General features: G+C 42.3%; 11 protein-coding genes, 4 tRNA genes and 1 rRNA gene. 9 read left to right on the forward strand and 7 right to left on the reverse strand.

Annotation, left to right across the window (positions count from 1 at the left end; all coding sequences use genetic code 11):
* Positions 1-56 precede the first annotated feature (56 nt).
* The 3 genes from rrf (at position 57) to HMPREF9064_RS08890 (ending at position 365) form a co-directional block, all read left to right on the forward strand.
* Positions 57-172: ribosomal RNA gene (gene rrf / locus HMPREF9064_RS08900) — 5S ribosomal RNA — on the forward strand.
* A gap of 8 nt (positions 173-180) precedes the next feature.
* Positions 181-257 (forward strand) — tRNA-Asp (locus tag HMPREF9064_RS08895).
* Between the two features lie 32 nt (positions 258-289).
* Positions 290-365, forward strand: a tRNA-Trp gene (locus HMPREF9064_RS08890).
* A gap of 40 nt (positions 366-405) precedes the next feature.
* Here HMPREF9064_RS08890 and HMPREF9064_RS08885 read toward each other — a convergent pair.
* The 3 genes from HMPREF9064_RS08885 to HMPREF9064_RS08875 form a co-directional block, all read right to left on the reverse strand.
* Positions 406-954: a YtfJ family protein gene (locus HMPREF9064_RS08885; RefSeq protein WP_005715704.1), complete on the reverse strand. Its 549-nt coding sequence runs from the start codon at positions 952-954 to the stop codon at positions 406-408.
* A gap of 50 nt (positions 955-1,004) precedes the next feature.
* Positions 1,005-1,081 (reverse strand) — tRNA-Arg (locus HMPREF9064_RS08880).
* A gap of 33 nt (positions 1,082-1,114) precedes the next feature.
* Positions 1,115-1,191, reverse strand: a tRNA-Pro gene (locus tag HMPREF9064_RS08875).
* Between the two features lie 156 nt (positions 1,192-1,347).
* On the opposite strand from HMPREF9064_RS08875, the gene folD reads away from it, so the two are divergent.
* Complete coding sequence (folD, locus tag HMPREF9064_RS08870; RefSeq protein WP_005715706.1) at positions 1,348-2,205, forward strand: bifunctional methylenetetrahydrofolate dehydrogenase/methenyltetrahydrofolate cyclohydrolase FolD; 858 nt, start codon at positions 1,348-1,350, stop codon at positions 2,203-2,205.
* 86 nt (positions 2,206-2,291) lie between these two features.
* Here the strand turns inward: folD and groL are convergent, their stop codons facing one another.
* The 3 genes from groL to HMPREF9064_RS08855 all read right to left on the reverse strand — a co-directional run bounded on the left by groL (position 2,292) and on the right by HMPREF9064_RS08855 (position 4,881).
* Complete coding sequence (gene groL / locus HMPREF9064_RS08865; RefSeq protein ID WP_005715708.1) at positions 2,292-3,935, reverse strand: chaperonin GroEL; 1,644 nt, start codon at positions 3,933-3,935, stop codon at positions 2,292-2,294.
* Positions 3,936-4,024: 89 nt separating this feature from the next.
* A complete protein-coding gene (locus HMPREF9064_RS08860) occupies positions 4,025-4,315 on the reverse strand; it encodes a co-chaperone GroES (RefSeq protein WP_005715710.1) in 291 nt (96 codons plus the stop codon).
* An 83-nt stretch (positions 4,316-4,398) separates the two neighbouring features.
* Positions 4,399-4,881: an FxsA family protein gene (locus tag HMPREF9064_RS08855; protein WP_005715712.1), complete on the reverse strand. Its 483-nt coding sequence runs from the start codon at positions 4,879-4,881 to the stop codon at positions 4,399-4,401.
* Between the two features lie 224 nt (positions 4,882-5,105).
* Between HMPREF9064_RS08855 and aspA the strand changes: the two genes are divergently transcribed.
* A complete protein-coding gene (gene aspA / locus HMPREF9064_RS08850; protein WP_005715714.1) occupies positions 5,106-6,524 on the forward strand; it encodes an aspartate ammonia-lyase in 1,419 nt (472 codons plus the stop codon).
* Between the two features lie 146 nt (positions 6,525-6,670).
* Positions 6,671-7,714 carry a glycosyltransferase family 9 protein gene (locus tag HMPREF9064_RS08845; protein ID WP_005715716.1) on the forward strand — a complete coding sequence of 348 codons (1,044 nt, stop codon included), beginning with the start codon at positions 6,671-6,673 and terminating at the stop codon, positions 7,712-7,714.
* On the opposite strand, the gene yczE is transcribed toward HMPREF9064_RS08845, so the two are convergent.
* Complete coding sequence (yczE, locus tag HMPREF9064_RS08840) at positions 7,655-8,323, reverse strand: membrane protein YczE (RefSeq protein WP_005715718.1); 669 nt, start codon at positions 8,321-8,323, stop codon at positions 7,655-7,657. The genes HMPREF9064_RS08845 and yczE overlap by 60 nt on opposite strands.
* Before the next feature lie 236 nt (positions 8,324-8,559).
* Between yczE and HMPREF9064_RS08835 the strand changes: the two genes are divergently transcribed.
* From HMPREF9064_RS08835 to HMPREF9064_RS08825, 3 genes are all read left to right on the forward strand, one after another.
* On the forward strand, positions 8,560-9,810 hold the full coding sequence (locus HMPREF9064_RS08835) for a NupC/NupG family nucleoside CNT transporter (RefSeq protein ID WP_032997737.1): 1,251 nt from the start codon (positions 8,560-8,562) through the stop codon (positions 9,808-9,810).
* A gap of 115 nt (positions 9,811-9,925) precedes the next feature.
* On the forward strand, positions 9,926-10,645 hold the full coding sequence (deoD, locus tag HMPREF9064_RS08830) for a purine-nucleoside phosphorylase (protein WP_005715721.1): 720 nt from the start codon (positions 9,926-9,928) through the stop codon (positions 10,643-10,645).
* Between the two features lie 414 nt (positions 10,646-11,059).
* Positions 11,060-12,331, forward strand: coding sequence for an ESPR-type extended signal peptide-containing protein (locus HMPREF9064_RS08825; protein WP_005715722.1), 1,272 nt, complete (start codon positions 11,060-11,062; stop codon positions 12,329-12,331).
* Positions 12,332-12,387: the final 56 nt, after the last annotated feature.

The following is a 12,387-nucleotide window of genomic DNA, read 5'->3' on the forward strand; positions in this document are numbered from 1 at the left end:
CTTATTACTTTAGTTCATTAGCTTAATGTTAATAGTGAACTAAATTAATAAGTATTTTTAGCAGTCATAGTGCAGTAGAGCCACCTGAATCCATACCGAACTCAGAAGTGAAATGCTGTTACGCCAATGGTAGTGTGGGGCATCCCCATGTGAGAGTAGGTCACTGCTAATCCCTATCTCGGAGTGGTAGTTCAGCTGGTTAGAATACCTGCCTGTCACGCAGGGGGTCGCGGGTTCGAGTCCCGTCCATTCCGCCAATTTTATAACTTTTTCAAAGTTAAATACCAATAGGGGCGTAGTTCAATTGGTAGAGCACCGGTCTCCAAAACCGGGTGTTGGGAGTTCGAGCCTCTCCGCCCCTGCCATCCATTTTCTTATCTTCTCGCTTTTTATTTTTACTACTTTCTACTGAACTAAGTTTTTAACTAGTTCGATAACTTGATTCATTTGTTGCTCAGATAACTTCCCTTCATGTGCAAATTTCACTTTTCCAGATTTGTCTAATACTACAATTAGGCTTTCTTTAGGCTGTAATCCCCAGTCTTTTTTAACTTGACCTGTTTGATCTAAAATCACTTGGCTGTGAGGATTATTTTTTTTACCTTTTTCAGCACTACTTTTGACGAAAGGACCGGTGCCGAAGATAGCATCTTCTGCATTAATAATTGTTGTTGTTTGATATTTGCTAGAATCAAAGCGTTGAGCTTTGATCATTTCCATTAAGCCATCATTTTTTTCTTTAACGCTACTTCTTCCTGCCATGTGTTGAAGAACCCTTACTTTTCCTGCAACTGCTGGCGATTCCCAGTTTTTATAGTTGATGCTTCCATTGTTTATGATTAATTCTCCGTCAGTTTGAACGGAAACATAAGGGAGGGGGGTATTGAGTTGGAGGTTATGAGCAAAACTCGATGTTGCTAAGGATGTTAGCAATACAAATGCTAATTTTTTCATTCTATTTTCCTTGGATTGGAAGTAAAAAATATTTAGTCAGGTTTATTAAATGGCACGCCCTAAAGGATTCGAACCTTTGACCCACGCCTTAGAAGGGCGTTGCTCTATCCAGCTGAGCTAAGGGCGCATTAAAATGGGATGATGAAAGAATAGAGAAAGGTGGTCGGCGAGATAGGATTTGAACCTACGACCCACTGGTCCCAAACCAGTTGCGCTACCAAGCTGCGCTACTCGCCGAAAGATGTGTAGCATTATAGTTTTCTTTCATTTTCAGTCAATCAATTTTTATGGTTTTACTGTCAATCGTCTAAATTTATTACAATTCAGTTTACATAAAACGGATTTTTCTGACAAAATAGCGTGCGTAAATATTTACCTTACGCGGAGAATTTAATGGCGGCTCAAATTATTTCAGGTACTCAGTTATCCCAGCAAATTAAATTGAATATTACACAAAAAATTGCACAGTATATTGAGCTGGGTAAACGTGCTCCTGGTCTGGCAGTAATTCTAGTTGGCGCGGATCCGGCTTCTCAGGTTTATGTGGGAAGTAAGCGTAAAAGTTGTGCTGAAATCGGTATTTTTTCCAAATCTTACGATTTACCGGAAACCACTTCTGAATCAGAATTGTTAGCTCTTATTGAGCGATTGAATCAAGATCCTGAGGTTGATGGTATTTTGGTGCAGTTACCGTTGCCAAAACACATTGATAGCACCAAAGTAATTGAAAAAATTTCACCGGAAAAAGATGTGGATGGTTTTCATCCTTATAATGTTGGGCGCTTGTGTCAACGTATTCCAACATTACGTGCTTGTACGCCTTATGGTGTGATGAAATTATTGGAAACTACAGGTATTTCTTTTTATGGCAAACATGCTGTCATTGTTGGTGCGTCCAATATTGTTGGTCGTCCAATGGCATTAGAATTGTTACTTGCCGGCTGTACTGTCACAATAACTCACCGTTTTACCGAGGATTTAGCGGGTCATATTCGCCAAGCGGATATTTTAGTGGTTGCTGTGGGTAAACCTAAATTTATTAAAGGTGAATGGATCAAAGAAGGCGCAGTTGTCGTTGATGTCGGAATTAACCGTATTGATGGCAAGTTGGTTGGCGATGTTGAGTTTGAGGTTGCTGCCGAGCGTGCTGCTTATATTACACCGGTGCCGGGTGGCGTTGGCCCAATGACGGTAGCAATGCTTATGTATAATACGCTTTCCGCTTATGAAAAACATGAAAATTTAGTGTAAAAGTGCGGTCATAAAAAACAGTGTTTTTATAGAGATAAAAAAGCCCTTGAGTTAATTCAAGGGCTTTTATTTTTGATAGGGAAGAATTACATCATTCCGCCCATACCTCCCATGCCACCCATACCGGCAGCACCGAGGTCAGCTTTGTCATCTTTTGGTAATTCGGTCACCATACACTCGGTGGTGATCATTAAACCGGCGACAGAAGCTGCGAATTGCAATGCGGAACGGGTCACTTTAGTTGGATCTAAAATACCCATTAAAATCATATCGCCATATTGCTCGGTACCTGCGTTATAACCAAAGTTTCCTTCGCCGTTTTTTACCGCACTTGCGACTACAGAGGCTTCTTCACCTGCGTTCGCGACGATTTGACGTAATGGGGCTTCCATAGCGCGAAGAGCAAGTTTAATACCCACGTTTTGTTCTTCGTTGTCGCCACGTAAATCAGCAACTTTGCTGGCTGCGCGAATTAACGCCACACCACCACCGGCAACCACGCCTTCTTCCACAGCTGCACGAGTTGCGTGTAGTGCATCTTCCACGCGTGCTTTTTTCTCTTTCATTTCTACTTCAGTTGCTGCACCGACTTTAATTACCGCAACACCGCCGGCGAGTTTCGCCACGCGTTCTTGTAATTTTTCTTTGTCGTAGTCGGAAGTGGATTCTTCGATTTGTTGACGAATTTGTGCCACACGACCTTGGATTTGTGCTTCATCGCCGATACCGTCGATAATTGTGGTGTTGTCTTTATTAATGACAACGCGTTTCGCTTGACCAAGATCTTCAAGAGTGGCTTTTTCTAACTCCATACCGATTTCTTCAGAAATCACCGTACCGGCAGTTAAAATCGCAATGTCTTGTAACATCGCTTTACGACGATCGCCGAAGCCTGGTGCTTTCACTGCAGCTACTTTCACGATTCCGCGCATGGTGTTCACTACCAATGTCGCTAACGCTTCGCCTTCTACATCTTCGGCAATGATTAATAACGGTTTACCTGCTTTCGCCACACCTTCTAATACCGGTAATAATTCACGAATATTCGAGATTTTTTTATCGACTAATAAAATGAATGGGTTATCTAATTCTACGGTAGCGGTTTCCGGTTTGTTAATGAAGTACGGGGAAAGGTAACCGCGATCAAATTGCATCCCTTCAACTACATCCAATTCGTCTTCTAAGCCGGTGCCGTCTTCTACGGTAATCACGCCTTCTTTACCCACTTTTTCCATGGCTTGTGCGATTAATTGACCCACAATGCTGTCGGAGTTTGCGGAAATGGTACCCACTTGTTCGATTTCTTTAGAGGTTTCGCAAGGTTTGGAAAGGGATTTAAGTTCGGCAACGACGGCAGTGACTGCTTTGTCGATACCGCGTTTTAAATCCATTGGGTTCATACCTGCCGCTACGGCTTTTAAGCCTTCGTTCACGATGGCTTGTGCTAGAACAGTTGCCGTGGTGGTACCGTCACCGGCGGCATCATTGGCTTTAGAAGCAACTTCTTTCACCATTTGTGCGCCCATGTTTTCAAATTTATCTTCTAATTCAATTTCGCGTGCCACAGACACACCGTCTTTGGTGATGGTTGGTGCACCGAAAGATTTGTCTAAGACTACGTTACGGCCTTTTGGACCAAGGGTGACTTTTACCGCATCAGCTAAAATGTTTACACCTTTTAACATTTTTACGCGTGCGTCGTTACCGAATTTTACGTCTTTTGCTGCCATGTTTAATTTCCTTTTATTTTGTTGCGTGAGATTGCTCCCACCATGATCTATTTCGTTTAAAGTGCGGTCATTTTTCAGCGTGTTTTTGCTTATTCAACGATCGCTAAAATATCGCCTTCGGAGAGAATGAGCACTTCCTCACCATCAATTTTTTCTGTTTTTACACCGTAGCTGTCGCTGAAAATGACGATGTCGCCCACTTTTACGTGCATTGGGTGAATGCTACCGTTTTCTAATAAACGACCAGGGCCGACCGCTAACACTTTCGCGCGGGTAGATTTGGTGGCTGCAGAACCGGTCAATACGATACCGCCGGCAGATTTAGTTTCCACTTCTTCACGTTTTAAAATCACTTTGTCGTGTAATGGACGAATATTCATCTGAAATTTCCTCTATTTCTAGGTTTGTTAAAAAGTTTCTTTTATATGGGAATCATTTTTACGCTTTCAAGGGAAAGGCAAAATTATTTTAACCGTTTATTTTCATCCGCTTCCTTTTCAAATTCCGCCTCAAAAATCTCGCCATCTCTAGGTGGATTGCCTTGGGACGAATAAAAAGTGCGGTTGGTTTTAAAGATGTTTTGTTGGAAGAACACGAATCGGCTACGAATGAATGTATTTACTAGGTAACGACCGAGCGGGCTTAACAGCACGCAAGCGAGAATGTCAGTCACAAAACCGGGAATAACAAAAAGGATGCCGGCAATAAGCCAGCGCAGAGAGCCAAAAAGCGCATCAGTAGGCAATTCGCCTTGGGTGAGCTGCTGTTTTACGCGAGTGAGGCTATACCAACCACGAACACGGATGATGACAATGCCCAGTAGTGAGGAACCAATCAGTAATAAAATGAGCATGAGGATACCCAAACGGCTTCCTAGCCAAACCAGTAGACTCAGTTCCAGATAAATAAATACAAAAACAGCGAAAAGAAAGGTGATAAACGGCATGTTCGCTCCTTAAAAATACGTTGGATGAGCATATTACCCGCTTTATTCTGCAGTGCAACTTTTATTCATGGCTACATCTTTCGGGTTAGAAAAACTAATCTGAAAAATAAAAATAACTCTTAAATGCGTATAAAAATCTGTGACTTGGATCAATTTAATTTTAATCGAATTTTCTATAATTTAGACAATTCAACCAAACGTGTTAAGCATAAAGGAGAACGCAAATGACACAATATAGAAAGGAAGTGGATTTGTTAGGTGAACGTGAAGTTCCTGCAGATGCTTACTGGGGTATTCACACCCTAAGAGCGGTGGAAAATTTTAACATTTCGAAAGTAACGATTTCTGATGTGCCGGAATTTGTTCGCGGCATGGTGATGGTGAAAAAAGCAGCGGCATTGGCAAATGGTGAGTTGGGTGCCATTCCAAAAGAAATTGCAGAAGCCATTGTTAAAGCTTGTGATGAAGTGTTAGTGAACGGCAAATGTTTGGATCAATTCCCATCTGATATTTACCAAGGTGGTGCAGGCACTTCCGTCAATATGAACACCAATGAAGTGATTGCCAACTTGGCGTTAGAAATTTTAGGTCACAAAAAAGGTGAATATAAATACCTCGACCCAATGGATCATGTGAACGCCAGCCAATCCACCAACGATGCGTACCCTACCGGTTTCCACATTGCCGTGTACAACAGCGTCATTAAACTTCTTGAAAAAGTCGCTTATTTGCAACAAGGCTTTGAAAACAAAGCAAAAGAATTCGAGAAAGTGTTGAAAATGGGCCGTACTCAATTACAAGACGCAGTGCCAATGACTGTGGGGCAAGAATTCAAAGCGTTTGCAGTGTTAATGGCAGAAGAAGTGAAACACTTAAAAGCTGCAGCGGCACACTTACTTGAAGTGAACATGGGCGCGACCGCAATCGGTACCGGTTTAAATACCCCACAAGGTTATGTGTCTTCCGTTGTGAAACATTTATCCAATGTCACCGGATTACATTGCACCGGCTCAGAGAACTTAATTGAAGCAACCTCAGACTGCGGTGATTATGTTTCCGTACATGGCGCGTTAAAACGCACTGCCGTGAAATTGTCAAAAATCTGTAACGACTTACGTTTACTCTCTTCCGGCCCTCGTGCAGGCATTAAAGAAATTAACTTGCCTGAATTACAAGCGGGTTCTTCTATCATGCCGGCAAAAGTAAACCCGGTTGTGCCTGAAGTGGTGAACCAAGTGTGCTTCAAAGTGATCGGTAACGATACCACTGTGACTTTTGCGTCAGAAGCAGGTCAATTACAATTAAACGTAATGGAGCCGGTGATTGTACAAGCTATGTTTGAATCTATTGAGATTTTAGGTAACGCTTGTGTGAACTTACGCGATAAATGCGTTGATGGCATCACCGTCAACAAAGAAACGTGTGAAAACTACGTTTACAATTCTATCGGTATTGTGACTTACTTAAACCCATTTATCGGCCACCACAACGGTGACTTAGTGGGTAAAATCTGTGCGCAAACCGGTAAAGGTGTGCGTGAAGTGGTCTTGGAAAAAGGCTTGTTAACCAAAGAACAATTGGATGACATCCTTTCCGTAGAAAACTTGATGAATCCGACCTATAAGGCAAAATTGAATAAATAAAATTCAATATTGACTTGTTTATTTAGTTCAACATCAGCGTCTTAAGGGATTAAGGCGCTGATTTTTTATTTGTCGCTTTTTAATGGCAGTCGGTCAGGCTAGAATAACCTCTCATTTTGGAAAAGAATTTGCATAGGGTGGAAATAATGAAAAACGTATTGGTGATTCGTAACGATAAATTGGGCGATTTTATGTTGGCATGGCCATCCTTTGCCATGTTAAAAGCCTCTGAACCATCGTTAAAACTGACCGCACTTGTACCTGCTTACACCGCAGATATTGCTCGGGCATGCCCTTATTTAGATGACGTTATTATTGATGCGCCGAAAAACGATAAAGCTGCATTTCAGCGCGTGGTGAACGAAATTAAAGCGCGTCAATTTGATGCCATGATCAGCTTCTTTTCCAATACACATAACGCCAAATTAGCGTGGAAATGTCGCATTCCTTACCGTTTAGCGCCGGCAACAAAATGGGTGCAATTTTTCTATAATCATCGTTTAACGCAACGCCGTTCCCAATCGGCTAAGCCTGAATTTGAATATAACTTGGATTTGGCCCGCACTTTTTTACGTGATCATGGCATTGCTGTTGTTCAGCCTTGCCCGCCATATCTCACTTTCCCTAAAAGTGCGGTGGATTTTCAGCGTGAGTCTTTATGCCATCAGTTAAACATTGATGCGGAGAAAAAATGGATTTTTGTGCACAGCGGTTCCGGCGGGTCTGCCAATAATTTATCTTTGGCGCAATATGCTGAGCTCATTCGTGGCTTATTAGCGCGGTTTAACGTCTATGTGATTTTAACGGCAGGGCCGAATGAAAGTGAAAAAGCCCATGAACTGGCAAATTTGGTGCAGGATTCGCGGGTGGTCGTTTATGACAAAAATAACGGCATGGTGGATTTCGCACAATCTTTGGCGTGTGCTAATTTGTTTATTGCCGGTTCCACCGGGCCGTTGCATTTAAGCGCTGCGTTAAATGTTCCGACCATCGGTTTTTATCCGAGTCGTCGTTCTGCTACACCATTGCGTTGGCAGCCGATTAATGAGGTTGATAAACATTTGGCATTTTGTCCGCCAAACGACAAAGCGAGTCAAACAGATTTAAGCAAAATTCATATTGGCGAGAAATTAGACGAGATCGAGCGGTTTATTACTCGGGTGTGGCACTCGACGACGGATAATAAATAAGGTGTATTGCACTACCCAGCCAATCCCCAGTGCGAACATGAGTGTGCCGATGCCTAACACGCCACCGAGCAGATAGCCGAAGAGGCACACTAAAACTTCAATGGACGTTCGCACGATGCCGATTTTCCAATGGAAACGATAACACAACCCCACCATTAACCCATCGCGTGGGCCGGGGCCTTGGTGGCAGGTTAGGTAAAAGGCATTGCCGATGCCGAATAATAAAATACCAACGACAGCGTAAATGAAACGCAGATAAAGTGCGGTAGGTTTTTCCAGCAAATAAACGGTTAAGCCGAGAAAGAGGGCGATCACAAAAATATTCATGACGGTGGCAAGTCCCGGCCTCAGTTTTAATGGAAACCACGCTAACATCACGATTGAACTAATTATCCATGACGCCCAACCGACACTAAATTCCCCGCGTAAGGCTACACCTTGCGATAATATGGTCCAAGGCGCGGAGCCTAAATCAGAAAGAAGCAATAATGCTTCGCCAAATCCCATGACACTTAAAGATAAAAGCAACACACAAAAGGATTTAGGCTCAAATGCCCAAAGGGATTTTGCTGCCCAAGGTGTATGCGGCAGAACCTGTGCTTTCTTCATTTATCTTTAATCCATCGTTTGTTACTAAGTGGCGCGCATTATCCCAAGGTTTATTCATGCTGTCTAAATAAATTACGTTGAATTTTGACCGCACTTTATTCCTTTTTAAGGCGGATTTTGCTTCTAGTGACATCGGGTTGCACTAATTATGATATTAATCAATAAAATTCACTCTCCTTTTTTATGGAAACCAAGTAGAATACGAAGAATTTTATTCAATGACTTTTGAGGTATTTATGGACATTTTAATTAGTGTTGTTGGTATTTTCGTCCTGTTAGGGATTGCAGTTTTGTTCTCTAACAACCGTAAAGCGATCAATCTGCGTACCGTTTTTGGTGCGTTGGCTATTCAAATCGCTATCGGTGCTTTCGTACTTTATGTACCGGCGGGACGTAGTGCGTTACAAACGGCTTCTGATTTTATCGGTAAAATCATTAGCTTCGGTAACGAAGGGATTAGTTTCTTATTCGGTGGATTGACTGATCCAAGCCAAAGTTTCGGTTTTATCTTTGCGATTAAAGTGTTGCCGGTCATCATTTTCTTCTCCGCCTTGATTTCTTTGCTTTATTACATCGGTGTTATGCAATGGGTGATCAAATTAATCGGTGGTGGATTACAAAAATTATTAGGTACATCAAAAGCAGAATCTATGTCTGCGGCTGCCAATATTTTCGTTGGCCAAACGGAAGCGCCATTAATTGTAAAACCATTTATCAGCCGTATGACGCAATCTGAATTATTTGCTGTGATGGTTGGTGGCGTTGCCTCTATCGCCGGTTCTGTGATGGCGGGTTATGCCGGTATGGGTGTGCCGTTAACTTACCTAATCGCGGCTTCTTTCATGGCAGCACCGGGTGGTTTATTGTTTGCGAAAATCATGTTCCCACAAACAGAAAAAGCGGATGACTCATTAAAAGAAAGTGCAGACGTTGAAAAACCATCTAACGCAATTGAAGCATTGGCAAATGGTGCGCGTGACGGTATGCACTTAGCGATGAACGTGGGTGCTATGTTAATCGCGTTTGTTTCTGTGATTGCTTTGATTAACTGGATTCTAAGCAGCTTCGGCGGCGTTATTGGCGAACCGGATTTAACTTTACAAGTGATTTTAGGTTGGATTTTCAAACCATTGGCATACTTAATCGGGATTTCTTGGGAAGAGTCTGCCATTGCCGGTCAAATGATTGGTTTAAAATTAGCGGTGAACGAATTTGTGGGTTATTTAGAATTTGCTAAATATTTACAACCGGATTCTGCTGTGGTGTTAAGTGATAAAACTAAAGCGATCATTACCTTCGCACTTTGTGGTTTTGCTAACTTCAGTTCCATCGCGATCTTAATTGGTGGCTTAGGCGGAATGGCGCCAAATCGTCGTAGCGACGTGGCTCGTTTAGGCTTGAAAGCCGTAGTTGCAGGTTCATTATCTAACTTAATGAGCGCAACAATTGCAGGTTTATTTATTGGTTTAAGTGGTGCCGTGCTATAAAGTGCGGTATGATTTCGCCATGTTTTTTATGATGACACCACGACCATGTTCGTGGTGTTGTCGTTTATAAGCAACGGAAACGTTTGCTTCATCATGTCAACAAGAGGGAAAAACTATGACTCCACACATTAACGCACCTGCCGGTGCATTTGCTGATGCTGTATTAATGCCGGGTGATCCGCTACGTGCGAAGTATATTGCAGAAACTTTTTTGGAAAACGCACAGGAAGTGACTAACGTACGTAATATGTTAGGTTTCACCGGTACCTATAAAGGTCGTCGCATTTCCGTGATGGCACATGGTATGGGGATCCCTTCCTGTTCCATTTACGCAAAAGAACTTATCACTGAATACGGCGTGAAAAAAATGATTCGTGTTGGCTCTTGCGGTGCAGTACGTATGGATGTGAAATTGCGTGATGTGGTTATCGGTGTAGGTGCATGTACCGACTCCAAAGTAAACCGTATTCGTTTTAAAGATAACGACTTTGCCGCCATCGCAGATTTTGGTTTAACCCAAGCCGCAGTGCAAGCAGCGAAAAACTTAGGTGTGAAAGCTCGCGTTGGGAATTTATTCTCTGCCGATTTATTCTACACGCCGGATGTCAGCATGTTTGATGTGATGGAAAAATACGGCATTCTTGGTGTGGAAATGGAAGCCGCCGGTATTTACGGTGTTGCCGCAGAGTATGGTGCACGCGCATTAACCATCTGTACCGTATCTGACCACATTCGCACCCACGAGCTCACCAGTGCGGAAGAGCGTCAGTTAACGTTTAATGAAATGATTAAAATTGCATTAGAAGCAGTATTAATTGACGATGAATCGAATTAGCTTTAGAATTCACCCGCCATACCATAGGCATAATTTTTTATATGTTACTTATTGAATAAGTACAATAGGAGCTGTTTTAAATTTATACCTGTGGCGACAGCATCATTGGCGACAAATTATTTGTGTAGTTTAGTTTTTCAAATGTATGGGCGTTGTCAATGATGTTGTCTCGAGGGCAGGAGTCTGTTTTTAGCGATTCCGTAGGTGTTTTGATAGAAGGCCTTAGAGTTATGGGTATCTATTAGGCCTACTAGTGATGCATTCACTTTTCCTATGTTGTGCAATAGTCATTGCTCAACATATTTTTTGGTTCATGTATTACATATCCATCTTCGTTATGAAGAGTAAAGCATTTATCCATTAAAGTTATATATCAATATATCTTGATTAAATTTAACCATTAGGAGAACTTCCATGAATAATATATACAAGGTTATCTGGAGTAAGGTAACTAACGTATTAGTCGTTGTATCCGAATTAGCGCGCTCTAAAGGGGTATCAGGACGCAATTCAACAGCGGCATCAAGCAATACTGCAAAAGTACGAACAAAATTAACCGCACTTTCTGTCGCCCTCTCATTCTGCTTTGGCGCATCTTCAGTATTTGCTGCTGATGTTAATGCTCCGAACGTTACCGCAACCACATCATTAACTGTTGGTGCTGCAGGCACCGCTGGTGGTTCAGCAACAGGTACAACAACATTGCATGGTACTGCTACATTGAATGGTAAAAATTTAGCGACTACCGATGATTTAGCAAATAAAGCTAACCAAGCCGATTTAACTGCATTAACAACTACAGTTAATGGCAAAGCTAACCAAGCCGATTTAACTGCATTAACAACTACCGTTAATGGTAAAGCTAGCCAAGGTGATCTAGATGCATTAAAAACTGATTTTGGTAACCACAAAACCACTACTGATAATGAGATTGATTTATTAAAAAAAGCAACTGATAAATTAGGTTTAGGTACAGGTACTACTTACAACGGTATTAAATACTTCCGTGCAAATTCAACAGGAGCCGATGCTACAGCCGGTGGAACTGATGCTGTTGCAATTGGTCCAGACGCTAAAGCAGCTGGGAATAATACTGTTGCATTAGGTATGCACGCTTCTTCTTATGGTGCTGAGTCTGTTACTGTTGGTCATGGAGCAGCTGCATCAGGAACTGCCTCATCTTCAGTTGTGTTAGGTCATAATTCTCAAGCAGGCTCTAAATTAAGTGGCGAATTGATTTATGATGGTGCTCAAAAATATATTACTGGTGATGGTAAGAGTGGCATTGCAATCGGTGATACAGCAAAAAGCCGCGGTAATCAGAATATTGCCATCGGTAAAAATGCATTAACAACAAATAAAGACGCATCTGAAACCTTTACTTCTGATAGTATCGCAATTGGTTCTGATGCTAAAACATTTGCAGCAAATTCTGCGATTGCTTTCGGTAAAGGTGCTCAAGTCGCTGTAGGTTCCGATTCTGCTATTGCAATGGGTGAAGGCGCTAAGGCTGAAGGTACGGATGCAATGTCAATTGGTCATGGTGCTGAAGCCAAGAAATCCGGTTTGTCAATTGGTCATGGTGCTCAATCTGAAGGTGAGGGTGCCGCTGCGTTTGGTAAAAATGCTAAATCTACTGGTAAAGGTGCGGTTGCTGTTGGTGAAAATGCAGAGGCTGCGCCATGAAGAACAATCTCAATTGGTCAAGGTGCGGGTAAAGGCCAGGCTGCAGACCTTGTTGG

The sequence above is a fragment of the Aggregatibacter segnis ATCC 33393 genome, from assembly GCF_000185305.1.
Lineage (GTDB): Bacteria > Pseudomonadota > Gammaproteobacteria > Enterobacterales > Pasteurellaceae > Aggregatibacter > Aggregatibacter segnis.

Excerpts from the sequence above, each read along its gene's own strand:
- HMPREF9064_RS08885 (WP_005715704.1), bottom strand. The coding sequence starts at position 954 with ATGAAAAAATTAGCATTTGTATTGCTAACATCCTTAGCAACATCGAGT.
- folD (WP_005715706.1), top strand. The coding sequence starts at position 1,348 with ATGGCGGCTCAAATTATTTCAGGTACTCAGTTATCCCAGCAAATTAAA.
- groL (WP_005715708.1), bottom strand. The coding sequence starts at position 3,935 with ATGGCAGCAAAAGACGTAAAATTCGGTAACGACGCACGCGTAAAAATG.
- HMPREF9064_RS08860 (WP_005715710.1), bottom strand. The coding sequence starts at position 4,315 with ATGAATATTCGTCCATTACACGACAAAGTGATTTTAAAACGTGAAGAA.
- HMPREF9064_RS08855 (WP_005715712.1), bottom strand. The coding sequence starts at position 4,881 with ATGCCGTTTATCACCTTTCTTTTCGCTGTTTTTGTATTTATTTATCTG.
- aspA (WP_005715714.1), top strand. The coding sequence starts at position 5,106 with ATGACACAATATAGAAAGGAAGTGGATTTGTTAGGTGAACGTGAAGTT.
- HMPREF9064_RS08845 (WP_005715716.1), top strand. The coding sequence starts at position 6,671 with ATGAAAAACGTATTGGTGATTCGTAACGATAAATTGGGCGATTTTATG.
- yczE (WP_005715718.1), bottom strand. The coding sequence starts at position 8,323 with ATGAAGAAAGCACAGGTTCTGCCGCATACACCTTGGGCAGCAAAATCC.
- HMPREF9064_RS08835 (WP_032997737.1), top strand. The coding sequence starts at position 8,560 with ATGGACATTTTAATTAGTGTTGTTGGTATTTTCGTCCTGTTAGGGATT.
- deoD (WP_005715721.1), top strand. The coding sequence starts at position 9,926 with ATGACTCCACACATTAACGCACCTGCCGGTGCATTTGCTGATGCTGTA.
- HMPREF9064_RS08825 (WP_005715722.1), top strand. The coding sequence starts at position 11,060 with ATGAATAATATATACAAGGTTATCTGGAGTAAGGTAACTAACGTATTA.